Annotated in this window: 13 protein-coding genes; 5 read left to right on the top strand and 8 right to left on the bottom strand. The window is 72.2% G+C overall.

Annotated features, from left to right (window positions below; translation table 11 throughout):
- Position 1 precedes the first annotated feature (1 nt).
- Positions 2–1,318 (bottom strand): alpha-galactosidase, encoded by a 1,317-nt coding sequence (gene melA / locus JOD95_RS08405; protein WP_066651509.1) that lies wholly within the window; start codon positions 1,316–1,318, stop codon positions 2–4.
- A 234-nt stretch (positions 1,319–1,552) separates the two neighbouring features.
- Positions 1,553–2,341 carry a DeoR/GlpR family DNA-binding transcription regulator gene (locus JOD95_RS08410; protein WP_066651508.1) on the bottom strand — a complete coding sequence of 263 codons (789 nt, stop codon included), beginning with the start codon at positions 2,339–2,341 and terminating at the stop codon, positions 1,553–1,555.
- A gap of 158 nt (positions 2,342–2,499) precedes the next feature.
- On the opposite strand from JOD95_RS08410, the gene JOD95_RS08415 reads away from it, so the two are divergent.
- The 4 genes from JOD95_RS08415 (at position 2,500) to JOD95_RS08430 (ending at position 7,505) form a co-directional block, all read left to right on the top strand.
- A complete protein-coding gene (locus JOD95_RS08415) occupies positions 2,500–3,831 on the top strand; it encodes a D-tagatose-bisphosphate aldolase, class II, non-catalytic subunit (protein ID WP_251154275.1) in 1,332 nt (443 codons plus the stop codon).
- Positions 3,828–4,961, top strand: a complete 1,134-nt coding sequence (locus JOD95_RS08420; protein ID WP_209684547.1) for an SIS domain-containing protein — start codon at positions 3,828–3,830, stop codon at positions 4,959–4,961. The genes JOD95_RS08415 and JOD95_RS08420 overlap by 4 nt, the downstream gene beginning before the upstream one ends.
- Complete coding sequence (locus JOD95_RS08425; RefSeq protein WP_209684548.1) at positions 4,958–5,941, top strand: N-acetylglucosamine kinase; 984 nt, start codon at positions 4,958–4,960, stop codon at positions 5,939–5,941. The genes JOD95_RS08420 and JOD95_RS08425 overlap by 4 nt, the downstream gene beginning before the upstream one ends.
- A 67-nt stretch (positions 5,942–6,008) precedes the next feature.
- The gene (locus JOD95_RS08430) at positions 6,009–7,505 is read left to right on the top strand and encodes a glycoside hydrolase family 36 protein (protein WP_245172060.1); all 1,497 of its coding nucleotides are present in this window, start codon (positions 6,009–6,011) and stop codon (positions 7,503–7,505) included.
- Between the two features lie 21 nt (positions 7,506–7,526).
- Here JOD95_RS08430 and JOD95_RS08435 read toward each other — a convergent pair whose 3' ends face one another.
- Positions 7,527–8,456: an NADP-dependent oxidoreductase gene (locus JOD95_RS08435; protein ID WP_209684920.1), complete on the bottom strand. Its 930-nt coding sequence runs from the start codon at positions 8,454–8,456 to the stop codon at positions 7,527–7,529.
- Positions 8,457–8,561: 105 nt separating this feature from the next.
- Between JOD95_RS08435 and JOD95_RS08440 the strand changes: the two genes are divergently transcribed.
- A complete protein-coding gene (locus JOD95_RS08440) occupies positions 8,562–9,107 on the top strand; it encodes a MarR family winged helix-turn-helix transcriptional regulator (RefSeq protein ID WP_209684550.1) in 546 nt (181 codons plus the stop codon).
- On the opposite strand, the gene JOD95_RS16685 is transcribed toward JOD95_RS08440, so the two are convergent.
- The 5 genes from JOD95_RS16685 to JOD95_RS08465 are packed head-to-tail and all read right to left on the bottom strand — an operon-like array spanning position 9,096 to position 12,738.
- Positions 9,096–10,061 (bottom strand): CPBP family intramembrane glutamic endopeptidase, encoded by a 966-nt coding sequence (locus tag JOD95_RS16685; protein WP_209684552.1) that lies wholly within the window; start codon positions 10,059–10,061, stop codon positions 9,096–9,098. The genes JOD95_RS08440 and JOD95_RS16685 overlap by 12 nt on opposite strands.
- Complete coding sequence (locus JOD95_RS08450; RefSeq protein WP_209684554.1) at positions 10,058–10,522, bottom strand: hypothetical protein; 465 nt, start codon at positions 10,520–10,522, stop codon at positions 10,058–10,060. The genes JOD95_RS16685 and JOD95_RS08450 overlap by 4 nt, the downstream gene beginning before the upstream one ends.
- Positions 10,519–11,436, bottom strand: a complete 918-nt coding sequence (locus JOD95_RS08455) for an HTTM domain-containing protein (protein ID WP_209684556.1) — start codon at positions 11,434–11,436, stop codon at positions 10,519–10,521. The genes JOD95_RS08450 and JOD95_RS08455 overlap by 4 nt, the downstream gene beginning before the upstream one ends.
- Before the next feature lie 5 nt (positions 11,437–11,441).
- A complete protein-coding gene (locus JOD95_RS08460; RefSeq protein WP_209684558.1) occupies positions 11,442–12,005 on the bottom strand; it encodes an SdpA family antimicrobial peptide system protein in 564 nt (187 codons plus the stop codon).
- A gap of 10 nt (positions 12,006–12,015) precedes the next feature.
- Entirely contained in the window at positions 12,016–12,738 is a 723-nt protein-coding gene (locus tag JOD95_RS08465) for a hypothetical protein (RefSeq protein WP_209684560.1), read from the bottom strand.
- Between the last annotated feature and the right edge of the window lie 115 nt (positions 12,739–12,853).

The following is a 12,853-nucleotide window of genomic DNA, read 5'->3' on the forward strand; positions in this document are numbered from 1 at the left end:
CTCAGATCCCGCGTGCGGGGATCGTCGCGCGCAGCGGTTCCGGCAGCAGGTCCCCGTGGGCGACGACGAGGTCGTTGCACAGCTCCCAGATCTGCTCGGGCGTGAGCGTCGAGGACGCGTTCGGGTCCATGAGCACCGCCTGCCGGATCGCGACCGGGTCACCCGTCCGCGCGGCGTGCACGGTGAGCTCGTTCACGGAGACGTACGGCCGGTTCAGCGCCGCTGCCTGCACGGGGAGCGCCCCCATCGGGATCGGTGCGATGCCGCCAGCGCCGACCGTGGTCGGGACCTCGACGACGCACCCGTCCGGCAGGTTGTCGATCAGGCCCCTGTTCGGCACGTTCGCGTGGATCTCGCGCTCGGTGCCGGTGACCAGCGAGTGGATGACCTGCGGGGCGTACTCCGAGGCGCCCTCCTCGAGCTGCACGGGTCGGCCGGCCGCCAGGTCGCGCTCGGCGGCCTCGAACTCGGCGACGTTGTCCTCGGAGATGCCGACGTACTCGAGCGGACGCAGGCGGAACCGGTCGACCTGCTCCGGCGAGCGGAGGAACCACGACAGGTACTCGGAGGAGTGCTCGCTCGTCTCGGTCGGGTAGGAGCCGATCCGCTTGAACACCTCGACCCGTACCCGCCGCTCGAGCTCCGGGTCCTGCCGGATGCGCTCGCGGAGCCGCGGGTACAGGTCCTCGCCCTCGTGCGTCCACTCGAGCAACCACGACTGGTGGTTGACGCCTGCTGCGCGGAACCGAGTCTGCTCGACGTCGAGGTCGAGGAGTCCGGCGAGGTCGTGCGCGGTCCAGTAGACGCTGTGGCAGAGCCCGAGCGCCGTGATGTCCGGCGCGACGGTGTCCGCCCACCAGATGTTCATCGCCATCGGGTTCGTGTAGTTGAGCAGGACCGCGTCCGGGGCGACCTCGCGCATGTCCGCGGTCAGCTCGGTGAGGAACGGGAAGGTGCGGAGGGCACGGAAGACGCCGCCGACCCCCGTCGTGTCACCGATGGTCTGGTGCAGCCCGTACCGCTCCGGGATCTCGAGGTCGGTCCGGGTCGCGGCGATCCCGCCGATCTGCACCATGTCGACGACGAAGTCCGCGTCGGCGAGGGCGCGACGTCGGTCGGTCGTCGCCGTGAGGGTGACCGGCCGGCCGAGGCGCTCGCTCACCTGGCGGGCGGTGGCCTCGGCGACGGCGAGGCGACGCTCGTCGACGTCGAACAGCCGGAGGTCCAGCTCGGGGAGGTCGTCGTACCGGAGGAGGTCGGCGAGCAGCTGTCGCGTGAAGACGACGCTCCCGGCGCCGACGAACACGATGCGGGTCATGGGAAGCCCTTCGTTCGGGGTACCGCCGAGGGACGGCGGTCGGGGCCACCCGGCGGGTGGCAGAGGGCACGGAGGGGTGGGAGGTCACGCGTCCCGACGCGGGCTCCTGCGGCGTCCGGGTGCGCGGCCTCGACGGGGTTCGCCGGCCGGGCCCCACGGTAGGGCGCGGTGGGCACGACCACCACGCAGCCTCGCGAAACGCGCAGGACGAGTGCGCGTTCGGGCGCGGAGCGCTCAGGCGATGAGGACCTCGACCCCGGCCGCGGCGATCTGCTCGAGCGCCTCCGCCGGGGCGTGCTCGTCGGTCACCAGGACCGACACGTCGCCGATGTCGGCCATCCGCGCCATCGTCTGCCGCCCGACCTTCGAGCCGTCGCACACCACGACCACGCGGTCGGCGTGCGTCACCATCACGCCGTTCGTCCGCGCCTCGGTGTCGTCGTGCGTGGTGACGCCGCCGGCCGCGCTGATGCCGTCCGTGCCGAGGAACGCCGTCGTGACCTTGAACGCCGCGAACGCGGCCTCGGCCAGGGGACCGACCGCCTCGAGCGAGGTGGCGCGGAGCGTGCCGCCGGTCAGGATCGTCTTCACCCGCGGGCTGCGCGAGACCTCGAGCGCGATGGTCACGGCGTTCGTGATCACCGTCAGACCGTTCCGGTCGCCGAGCGCCCGCACGACCTCCTTCGTGGTGGTCCCCCCGCTGACCGCGACGGCCTGTCGCCCCGGGGGCAGGAGCCGTGCGGCGAGCCGACCGACCGCGCGCTTGGCGGCGTCGGCCTCCGAGGCACGCATCACGACGGGCAGCTCCGGGAGCGCACCGACGGACTCGACCCGGCCGTAGCTGCGCACGACGAGACCGCGCGCCTCGAGCTCGCCGAGGTCGCGTCGGACCGTGGCCGCCGAGACGCCGCAGGCCCGGATCAGCTCGTCGGTGCTCGTCGAGCCCTGCTCCCGCACCCGCTCGAGGATGTCCCGCATCCGGTCCCGCCGCTTGCGGCCGACGTCCGGCGAGTCGTTGTCCATGGACCCATCATGCGCCAGAACGATCACTGCGAATGACCGGAGTGATCGTTGTGGCAGCGGAAGTGATCGGTCGTTGCCGACACTGGGTCCGGACGCGGCGCCGGACGGTGCCGCGTCGGCAGCGCCGCCGACCGCGGCGCACGCACCAGGAGAACCACGTGAACCCCATCACTGCGCTCGTCGCTCGCCACCGTGCCGGATCCGGTGAGGGCATGTACTCGGTCTGCTCGGCGAACCCGTACGTCCTGCGGGCCTCGATGCGCCAGGCACTCGAGGACGACGCCCCCCTGCTCATCGAGGCGACCTCGAACCAGGTCGACCAGTTCGGCGGGTACACCGGCATGACCCCCGCGGACTTCCGGGCCGCGGTGCTCGACCTCGCCGAGGCCGAGGGCTTCCCGGCCGACCGGCTCGTCCTCGGCGGCGACCACCTCGGCCCGAACACGTGGCAGGACCGCCCGGCCGCCGAGGCGATGCCGCTCGCCGTCGACCTCGTCCGCGCCTACGTCACCGCCGGCTACACGAAGATCCACCTCGACTGCAGCATGCCGCTGCAGGGCGAGGTCGCCCCGCTGACCGACGCGGTCGTCGCCGAGCGGGCCGCCGTGCTGCTCGCCGCCGCGGAGTCCGCCGCCACCGACGCCGGGATCGACCGCGACGGCATCGTCTACGTCATCGGCACCGAGGTCCCGACCCCCGGCGGGGCGAAGGAGACGCTGCACGACCTCGAGCCGACCCCGGCGACGGCCGCGGTCGGGACGCTCGACGTGCACCGTGCGGCGTTCGAGCGCGCCGGCCTCGCCGACGTGTGGCCACGCGTCGTCGCGCTCGTCGTGCAGCCCGCGGTGGAGTTCGACCACCTGCAGGTCATCGACTACGTGCCCGAAGCCACGACCGCGCTGCAGGAGGTCATCGAGGCGACGCCCGGACTCGTGTACGAGGCCCACTCGACCGACTACCAGACGCCCGAGGCGCTCCGTGCCCTGGTCGACGACCACTGGGCGGTGCTCAAGGTCGGCCCCGGCCTGACCTTCGGGCTCCGCGAGGCGCTGTTCGCCCTCGACGCCGTCGAGTCCGAACTCGTCCCGGACGGCAGCGCGGTCGACCTGCGCGGCGTCGTCGAGCGTCGGATGCTCGCGGAGCCGGACCGCTGGGAGCGCTACTACGAGGGCGACGCGCACGAGCAGCGCATCGCCCGCACCTACAGCTACAGCGACCGCATGCGCTACTACTGGCCGGACCCGGAGATCACCGCCGCGACCGAGGCGCTCGTCCGCAGCCTCGACGCGGTCGGCATCCCGCTCCCGCTGCTGAGCCAGTACCTGCCCGTGCAGTACGAGCGGGTCCGCGAGGGCCTGCTGCCGAACCGTGCCGAGGACATCGTGCTCGACCGCGTCCGCGACGTCCTGCGTCCGTACGCCGCCGCCGTCGCCCCGCGCGCGCAGGCCACCGGTACGGTCACCACCACCACCAGCAAGGAGTCCCTGTGACCACCACCGCCCCCGTCCGCGCCGACGAGACCGCGACCCACCGCGAGATCCTGCAGCAGCCCGACAGCTGGCAGCGCCTCGTCGCGTCGCTCGACGACCGCCGTGCCGCGCTCGACGCCTTCCTGCAGCCGCTGCTCGCCGACGAGGACCTGCGCATCGTGCTCACCGGGGCCGGCACCTCGGCCTTCGTCGGGGACATCGCGAGCGTCGACCTGCGCCGCCACCTCGGCCGTCGCGTCGAGTCGATCGCCACGACCGACATCGTCGCCGACCCGCACGGCTCGCTCGGCGACCCCGGCCGGGTGCTCCTGGTCTCGTTCGCCCGCTCGGGCAACAGTCCGGAGAGCGTCGCAGCGACCCGCGTCGTCGACGACGTCGCGCCCGGTGCGCACCACCTGGTCGTCACCTGCGACCCCACGGGCGCCCTCGCCCGCGAGCACCGCGGGCAGGACCGGTCCTTCGTCCTCGACATGCCGGCCGAGACGAACGACACCGGCTTCGCGATGACGTCCAGCTTCTCCACGATGCTCCTCGCCGTCCTCCTGGCCTTCCGGCCGGAGCTCGTGGCCGGTACCGGCGCGCTGGTCGCGGCGGCACGGACGATCGCCGGCCTGGAGGCACGGATCGCCTCGCTCGCGGAGGGCACCGAACGCGTCGTGTACCTGGGCAGCGGAGCGCTGCAGGGCCTGGCACGCGAGTCGGCGCTGAAGCTGCTCGAGCTCACCGCCGGCGGGGTCGTGTCGTTCTTCGACACCCCGCTCGGCTTCCGGCACGGCCCGAAGGCCGTCGCGGGTGCGCACACCCTGGTGGTCGTCTACGGCTCGTCGGACCCGTACACGGCGCGGTACGACGCGGACATCCTCCGGGAGCTCCGCGCGGACGGAGCCGTCCGGGTCGTCTCGGTCGGCGGGGACGCGGACGACGAGCGTTCCTTCCCGCTCGACGACCTGGCGGGCCTCGACGACGCGTTCCGCAGCGTCGCCCTGGTCGGCTTCGCCCAGCTCCTCGCCCTCGCCACGTCCGTCGCGCACGGGTGCACGCCGGACAACCCGTTCCCGGGCGGCACGGTCAACCGCGTCGTCCAGGGCGTGACCATCCACGACCACCGCGCGGGAGCTGCACGGGCATGACCGTCTTCCTCGGCATGGACGGCGGCGGCACCAAGACCGCGTTCCTGCTCACCGACGGCGAGGGCACCACGCTCGCCGAGTCGCGGCAGCCGGCCTCCTCCTGGTTCGACGCGGGGACCGGTCTCGTCGGCGACGTCGTCCGTGCGGGCGTCGACGCGGTGACGTCGGCGGCCGGCATCGCCCCGGCGGACATCACGTTCGCGCACTTCGGCATCCCCGGTCACGGGGAGTCGAGTCGTGACACCCCCGTGCTCGACGCCCTCCCCGCCGACGTGCTCGGACACGACCGGTACTCCTGCGGCAACGACATGGTCGGCGGCTGGGCCGGATCGCTGGCCGGCCGCGACGGCGTCAACGTGATCGCCGGCACCGGGTCGATGGCCTACGGCGAGCGCGGCGGCACCGCGCACCGCGTCGGCGGCTGGAGCGAGGTGTTCGGCGACGAGGGGTCCGCGTACTGGGTCGCCGTCCAGGGGCTCAACGCCTTCTCGCGGATGGCGGACGGCCGACTCCCCCGGGGTCCGCTGCACGCACTCGTGCGCGAGCGGGTCGGGGTGACCGAGGACCTCGACCTGATCGGCGTCGTCATGGACGAGTGGGGCGCGGACCGCGGCACCGTCGCCGACCTGGCGAAGGTGGTCGTCGCAGCCGCCGACGCCGGCGACGACGCTGCTGCCGACGTCCTGCGCCGCGCCGCCGCGGAGCTCACGACCCTGGTCGGCACGACGGTCCGCGCGCTCGGCTTCCCCGCCGACGAGCCGGTCCCCGTGTCGTACTCCGGCGGGCTCTTCCGGGCGCCGCGGTTCCGCGAGGCGTTCGCCACCGCACTGCTCGCCGAGGACACGACCCTCGAGCTCGTCGAACCCCGACACGATCCGACCGTCGGCAGCGTCCTGGTCGCGATGCGCCGGGCCGGGGCACCGATCCCCGAGCGGTTCACCGCGGAGACGGTCCCCGCCAGCTCCCGCGCCGCCCGCTGACACCACGCACCGACACCAGGCATCGACACCACGCACCGACACCACGAGGAGACCACCCGTGCAGCACATGTTCGAGTTCGACGGCCTCCGGCTGCCCGCGAACGTCTCCGGACCACCGCGCCGGACGGCGGACGGGTGGCTCGTCCCGGCGGGCCCCGTCGCGCTGCTCCACCCCTTCGGGCACCGCGCCGAGTTCTACCGGCACGGCTGGAACTCGTGGAGCCCGAGCGGGTGGACGCGGGTCGACGGCGACACCATCGGGATCAAGGACAGCCCCGAACGCCTGCTGACCGCCGACGACGCCGCGAACGAGACACCGCACGCGCACTCCGGCAGCGCGGTGGGTGCGGTGACCGGTCCGGACGGCGGCACCCTCCTCGTCGGGGCGCTCGGGCTCGGCACCCCGCGGGTCGGCGCCGACGGCAACGTCCTGTGGGCGTCGAGCGAGCAGGACGACGCGGAGTGGTTCGTCGCGTACGGCGCCGAGCAGGACGTCTTCGCCGCGTACGCCGACCGGGTCACCGAGCGGCTCGGTCGCCGGACGGCCCGCGCCGGCACCGTGTGGAGCAGCTGGTACTCGTACTACGAGGACATCACCGAGGACCGGATCGCGCGGGCGGCCGCCGACCTCGAGGGCTACCCGGTCGACGTCTTCCAGATGGACGACGGGTGGGAGCCCATCGTCGGCGACTGGACGGCGGGGCCCGACTTCCCGAGCGGGATGGCGGCGACCGCACGGACCATCGCGCGCCACGGCTTCCGTCCGGGCATCTGGCTCGCGCCGCTGATCGCCCTGCCCGGCTCGACGATCGCCACCGAGCGCCCCGACCTGCTCGTCGCGGGTGACGACGGCCGTCCGCTCGTCACCGGGCACAACTGGGGGTCGCACTACCACTCGCTCGACACGACGAACCCGGAGGTGACCGACCACCTCCGCGGGGTGTTCGACCGGATCACCGCGGACGGCTACAGCTACCTGAAGCTCGACTTCATGTACGCCGGGGCGATCGCCGGGCACCGACACGTCGACCTGCCCCGCGAACAGGCCTACCGGCAGGCGATCGAGCACATCCGAGCCACCGTCGGCGACGACGTCTACCTGCTCGGGTGCGGGGTCCCGATGATCCCCTCGGTCGGGGTGTTCGACGGAGCCCGTGTCGGACCGGACGTCGCGCCGTTCTGGGACAACGCCGAGCGGGTGGGCGACCCCTCCGGCGAGGGCGCCCGCAACGCGCTGGTGTCCTCGGTCAACCGGGTGTGGATGCGGCGGCTGTACGAGGTGGACCCCGACTCGGTCTACTTCCGCAGTGCGCGGAACCTGCTCGGTCCGGACGAGCGTCGGGCGCTGCAGGACACCGCGGCGGTCCTCGGGTTCCGGTCGACGTCCGACCCCGTCGACTGGCTCCGACCGGAGGAGCGCTCCGAGGCCGCGGACTGGCTCGGCCGGAGCGCCGTGGTCGAGCAGGTCGGCCGGTACGTCTTCCGCCTCGACGACCGGGTGGTCGACCTCACCCCGTACGTCACGGGCGAGTACGCGGTCGACGCGGCGTCCTTCATCGGCTGACCGGCCGGCGGTCGTCCTCCCTCAGACGGTGACGACGACCTTGCCGGCGATCCGCCCGGCCGCGCCCTCGGCGTGCAGCGCCGGGAGGTCCTCGAGCCGGATGCGCCGGGTGACCTCGACCGTCAGCCGCCCGGCGTCGACGAGCGCGACGAGCTCGGCCAGGCGCCCGCGGTCCGGCAGGACGAACACCGTCGCGGCGCGGACGCCCCGGGACTCGTCGTCCGGCGTCGCCATGAACGCCGTGGTGCTCACCACGACCCCGCCGTCACGCACGGCGGCGACGAGCGCCCGGAACTGCTCCGGCTCGATCGGCGCGAGGTTCAGCAGCACGTCGACCGGCTCGTCGACCGCCGCCAAGACGTCGGTCGTGGTGTGGTCGATCACCTGCTGGGCCCCCGCGGCGCGGACCGCGTCGGCGCTCCGCGGGCTCGCGGTGGCGACCACGTGCACACCGGCACGGACGGCGAGCTGGATCGCGTACTTCCCGACCACGCCACCGGCGCCGTTGATCAGCACGCGCTGGCCCGCCTCGAGGCGACCCTCGTCGAACAGTGCCTGCCATGCCGTCAGCGCCACCGACGGGAGTGCCGCGGCGTCCGCCAGCGGAACGCTCGTCGGGGCGGCGACCAGTGCCTCCGCGGGTGTGACGACGTACTCGGCGGCACCGCCGTCGCGTTCCATCGGCAGGAACCCGACCACCGCGTCGCCCACGGCGAGGCCGTCGACGCCCTCGCCCAGCGCGGCGACCGTGCCGGAGACGTCGTAGCCGGGCACGTGCGGCAGCTGGACCGGGATCGGCAGGAACCCGCCGCGCATGCCGTTGTCGGCGGCGTTGTAGGCGGAGGCGGTGACCTGCACCAGCACCTCGCCCGTGCCCGGAACCGGGCGCTCGACGTCCTCGATCCGCAGGACCTCCGGACCGCCGACCTCGTGGAACCGCACTGCCTGCATGGTGTCCTCGTTCATGATGTTCCCCTTCATTGTTTGCTTCGAATTCGAAGCACTGGGTCGACCGTACACCTGCTTCGAGTTCGAAGCAACAGGTAGGATCGGGTCATGGTCTCTCCCCCGTCGGCACTCACCCCGACCCAGCTCGGCGCGTACCTGTCGTTCACCGAGGTCGCGGCCCTGCTGCGCCCGGCCGTCGAGCAGCAGCTCCGCGACGCCGGCGAACTCAGCTACGTGCAGTTCCAGCTGCTCGCCCGGCTGGGCGATGCGCCGGACGGGCGGCTGCGGATGACGGACCTGGCGGACGGGGTCGTCTACAGCCGCAGCGGGCTCACCTACCAGGCACAGGTGCTCGAGCAGCGCGGGCTCGTCACGCGGGGACCGTCACCCGACGACGACCGGAGCACCGTGGTCTCCCTCACCGACGCCGGGCGCGACGCGCTCGCCACCGTGCTGCCCGGGCACATCGCGACGGTGCACGGACTGCTGTTCGCGCACATCAGCGACGACGACGCCGCGCAGCTGGGGGACGTCCTCGGGCGGATCAGCGGGCACCTGCGGCAGCACCCGCCGCGGTCGGCGGGGCGGGTGCGGCGGAAGGGGGCCGCGTCCGGTCGACCCCGGGCGGATGACCGGGGACGCTCATCGGCGTGAGGGCCGCCCGCCCACAGTGAGCGACAGGGGGAGCTGTCGTGTGAGCACGAGGACGACGACGGCGAGGGTCATCGCGATCCAGGAACCGACACCGAGCGGTCCGGCGAGCGCCGCCTCCACAGGTTGCCCCTCCGCGACGAACACGTTGACGAGACCGCCCACGGCGTTCAGCGCGCCGTGAGCGAGGACGGCGGGCCAGAGCGATCCGCTCGCGAGCCGGAGCCAGCCGAAGATCACCCCGAGCAGCGCAGTCGCGACGATCATCAGCCCGACGCCGCCGAGGTTCGGCTCGTCGAAGTCGTAGCCGAGCAGGATGATCGGGCTGTGCCACGCACCCCACAGCACTCCGGTGAGGAGCAGCGCGGGCCACTTCCCCATCGGGAGGAGCGCGGGCAGGAGCCAACCACGCCATCCGACCTCCTCCCCGAACGCGAGGACTCCGTTGACCGCGGCGCCCAGCGGGATCGTCAGGAGTTGCACCGCGGCGACGGTCCACACGGGCACGGGCAGTTCGCGACCGGACGCTGCTTCGAGCGCGGAACGGAACCCCGACAGGTGGAGTACGTCGAGATCGACGAAGCCGAGCGCAGCTGCGAACAGGATGCCGGTGCCGACGAGGACGGGCATGGCCACCACGGCCAGGGCGGTGAAGGCGATCGTCCGCTTCAGCGGCCTGAGCGGCCACAGGCCGAGCAGTCGTGTCGCCGCACGCGCCCCGAGTCGCGGGCGGGTGAAGAGGACCGCGAGCGTCGCGACGCAGGGCGTGAACATCATCACCGGCAGGATCAGTCCGGCGACGGGCGACGCGAGTCCCGCGTCGGTGCGCCACAGTGGGATCGCGACGAGCCACGCGAGGCCCGAGGCGACGATCACGAAGACCAGCACGTCGAGCCGCGGGACGCTCGTGAAGGGCGTCGATGTCCCAGAGGGGGCGGGCGATGTGGCCCCGGTCACCGTGCTCCCATCCGGGCGCGCACGGATTCGGCGACACGGGCAGGATCACGGCACTGCACCACGTACTCGTGCTCGTCACGGGTACGGAGCACCACGGCGGGCCGGTTCCCGAGGATCAAGCCGGTCGCATCGCCCTTCCACCGCAGCCCGACGCCGCCGAACCGGTACCAGGTCTGATCCGCGATCTCGACGGTCGCCACGTCGCGGTAGTCGATTCGTCGCCGCCAGATCGGCACGAAGCGCAACTCGATGTGGTCGTCCACCTCCACCCGGACGGATGCCGTCACCAGGAGGAGTCCCACGGCGAGCACCAGGACGGACGGCAGCATCGTGAGCGTGGCGGGAGCGACACCGATCTCCCTGGTCAGGACGACCGCGAGGGCGATCATGCCCCCGAAGCTCACGAGGAGGAACACGCCGAGCACCTTCATCCACGCAGGGCCGTTCAGTCGGTCCGTCATGCGACCACTTCCTTCTCGGTTCGGGCGGGCTGCGCCGCGGGAGGTCTCGTCGGCGACCAGCCGACAGGGATGACGAGCAGCAGCAGCGCGGCGAACATCACGAACGCGAAGCTGGACACGCCCAGGACGAGCCAGATGCCGACGTGGAACAGCAGGGCGACCGGCAGGAGGACGCGGAGCCGGAACCGGACGGGCAGGAACACCGCGATGGCGAGGCTGAACTCGAGCACCAGGGTCCCCCACGAGAGAGCAGCGACGAGCGGCGGCTGCGACGTGACCCACTCAGCTGCCGGTCGGAAGATCCACGGAGCACCGAAGACGTTGTTGCGGACCCAGTAGTAGAGCGCGGTGCCGTTCGCCCACTCCGGGCTCCCGAGCTTGCCGAGACACGCGACGAGGTACACGACGGAGACCTGCACCTTGATGAATGCGATCCCGACATCGGCCGTGAACACCCGCTGCCGGAACACCGCGTCGGGCTGTTCGACGGTCCACGAGTGTCGCCTCCAGTCGGTGAGACCCACCGGCAGCAACAGCACGCCCAGGATGCCGGCGAGTTGGTCACCCCCGTCCGGCGCCGCGCTCGTCAACGGGAGAGCAAGCAGCAGGAAGGCCGTCGGCACGGCGGCGACCGCCGGGAACAGGCCCGTGGCGATGACGAGGCAGAGCAAGCCCGCGACGACCTGCGCGCCGGCGACGTGGTCCTCGGGCAGCCAGCAGGGCCATGCCATCCACCCCACACTGGCGGCGCACCGAGCGCTGAGCGCTCCGTCCACCGGGGTGAAGAGGGTGTCGGACGGGGTCAGCAGGTACGTCAGACCGGCGCCCAGGGCGAGGAACGCACGAGCGACGCCGAGGGGGACGTTCCACGGCGCCCGCAACGAGAGCGGCGTGCTGAGCCAGTACGAACGCATGCGGTTCAGCATGCGATGTCCAGACGGATGGCCTCTCGGGGACGGGCGTCGGTCTGGAGACCGCGCCACTCCCACGGAACGGGCTTCTGCGCGATGAGCAGCAGGTCACCGCACAAGGTGGCGTCGTTGCGGGCGTTCGAGACCCGGAGCGGGACGTCGTCTGCGACGGCTGCACAGTCGTCCCGCGAACCACAGCTCGTCCAGGCGTCCTGCCCGACGCCCTGCAGGAACGTCGCGATCTCCGCGCCCTGCGCCCGGCCGACGCGGTCGAACCCGAGCGCCCAGGAGGCCGACGCCCCGACGGGGGTCGATCGATCCCGCAACGCTCCGCCCGACACCTCGAAGGGGACGATGTAGTCGCTCTGCGCGTCCTTGGTGAAGAAGGCCCACCCCTGCGGGGCGATCTGCCGCGTCACGTGCACGACGTCGTTGCGGGCCGGCGGGAGGACCGCCGGGGTGAAGTCGATCGCCCCTTGGAACACGTAGAAGGCCACGGTCAGACCGACGATGCCGGCAACGAGGACGGACAGACGGGAAGCGGGGGCGGAACGCCCCCGCTTCCATGTCACGAGCGGCAACTCAGCGACCGAACTGTTCGATCACCGCGGCAACGATGCCGTCCGAGAACCGGTCACTGGTACCGGCAACGACAGCGGACTTCGTCTTGACCGCGTTGTTCTGGTAGGCGACGTTCGTGCCGGCAGCGACGTTGAAGCCCAACGCGATGTTGGCCGCGAGGGCGTAGTTCACCGCCGCCACCGCGGTGACGGCGATCACGGCTCCGAGCGCGACGACGACGGCGACACCGCAGTCGGTCCCCACCTCTCCCGGCACGTGCGTGGTCTCGGCCTCCAGCGATTCGACTGCGGCGGCCATCGTCGGCGTCTGCAGCATCTGGTCGTACGCACTGGTGAGGTGCTGCTGCACCTCGACGGGGTCCCCGCCGATCACGGTCGCACCGAGTCGGGAGAAGTAGTCCGCGTCGGTGGCCAGGAGTTCGTCCTCGATCTGCTGCACCTTCGCGACGGACTCCGGCGTGGACACTTCCTGCAGGACGGTCTCGATCTCGTCGTCCGTGAGGGACGACACGTCCGCGTTCTCGAGCAGCGCACGCGTGCTGTCGCCGCCCTGTAGGAAGAACAGCGACTCGAAGACCTCCTGACCCTGCTGCGCAGGATCGACTGCGACCGACCGGGTCGCCGCGGAAGCAGGCGCTGCTCCCGGCTGCGAGATGGTGATGATGCTCGCTGTCCCGACGACAGTGGTCGCTGCGACGACGAGCGCGATGATCCGCTTGTTCATGAAGATCCCCCAAGATTTCGTGTCCGAGCACGCTAGCAATCCGGGCGGACAGAGTGCAACCCCCGTTCTACCCCCGGACGAGGGTCGCACAACGAGAGGTGGGCTCGAAGAGGGA

The organism is Curtobacterium sp. 1310 (assembly GCF_017834105.1).
Classification (GTDB): Bacteria; Actinomycetota; Actinomycetes; order Actinomycetales; family Microbacteriaceae; genus Curtobacterium.

What these genes read in the sequence shown, in the direction of transcription:
- melA (WP_066651509.1), bottom strand. Translation starts at nt 1,318, where the DNA reads ATGACCCGCATCGTGTTCGTCGGCGCCGGGAGCGTCGTCTTCACGCGA.
- JOD95_RS08410 (WP_066651508.1), bottom strand. Translation starts at nt 2,341, where the DNA reads ATGGACAACGACTCGCCGGACGTCGGCCGCAAGCGGCGGGACCGGATG.
- JOD95_RS08425 (WP_209684548.1), top strand. Translation starts at nt 4,958, where the DNA reads ATGACCGTCTTCCTCGGCATGGACGGCGGCGGCACCAAGACCGCGTTC.
- JOD95_RS08430 (WP_245172060.1), top strand. Translation starts at nt 6,009, where the DNA reads ATGTTCGAGTTCGACGGCCTCCGGCTGCCCGCGAACGTCTCCGGACCA.
- JOD95_RS08435 (WP_209684920.1), bottom strand. Translation starts at nt 8,456, where the DNA reads ATGCAGGCAGTGCGGTTCCACGAGGTCGGCGGTCCGGAGGTCCTGCGG.
- JOD95_RS08440 (WP_209684550.1), top strand. Translation starts at nt 8,562, where the DNA reads ATGGTCTCTCCCCCGTCGGCACTCACCCCGACCCAGCTCGGCGCGTAC.
- JOD95_RS08450 (WP_209684554.1), bottom strand. Translation starts at nt 10,522, where the DNA reads ATGACGGACCGACTGAACGGCCCTGCGTGGATGAAGGTGCTCGGCGTG.
- JOD95_RS08455 (WP_209684556.1), bottom strand. Translation starts at nt 11,436, where the DNA reads ATGCGTTCGTACTGGCTCAGCACGCCGCTCTCGTTGCGGGCGCCGTGG.
- JOD95_RS08465 (WP_209684560.1), bottom strand. Translation starts at nt 12,738, where the DNA reads ATGAACAAGCGGATCATCGCGCTCGTCGTCGCAGCGACCACTGTCGTC.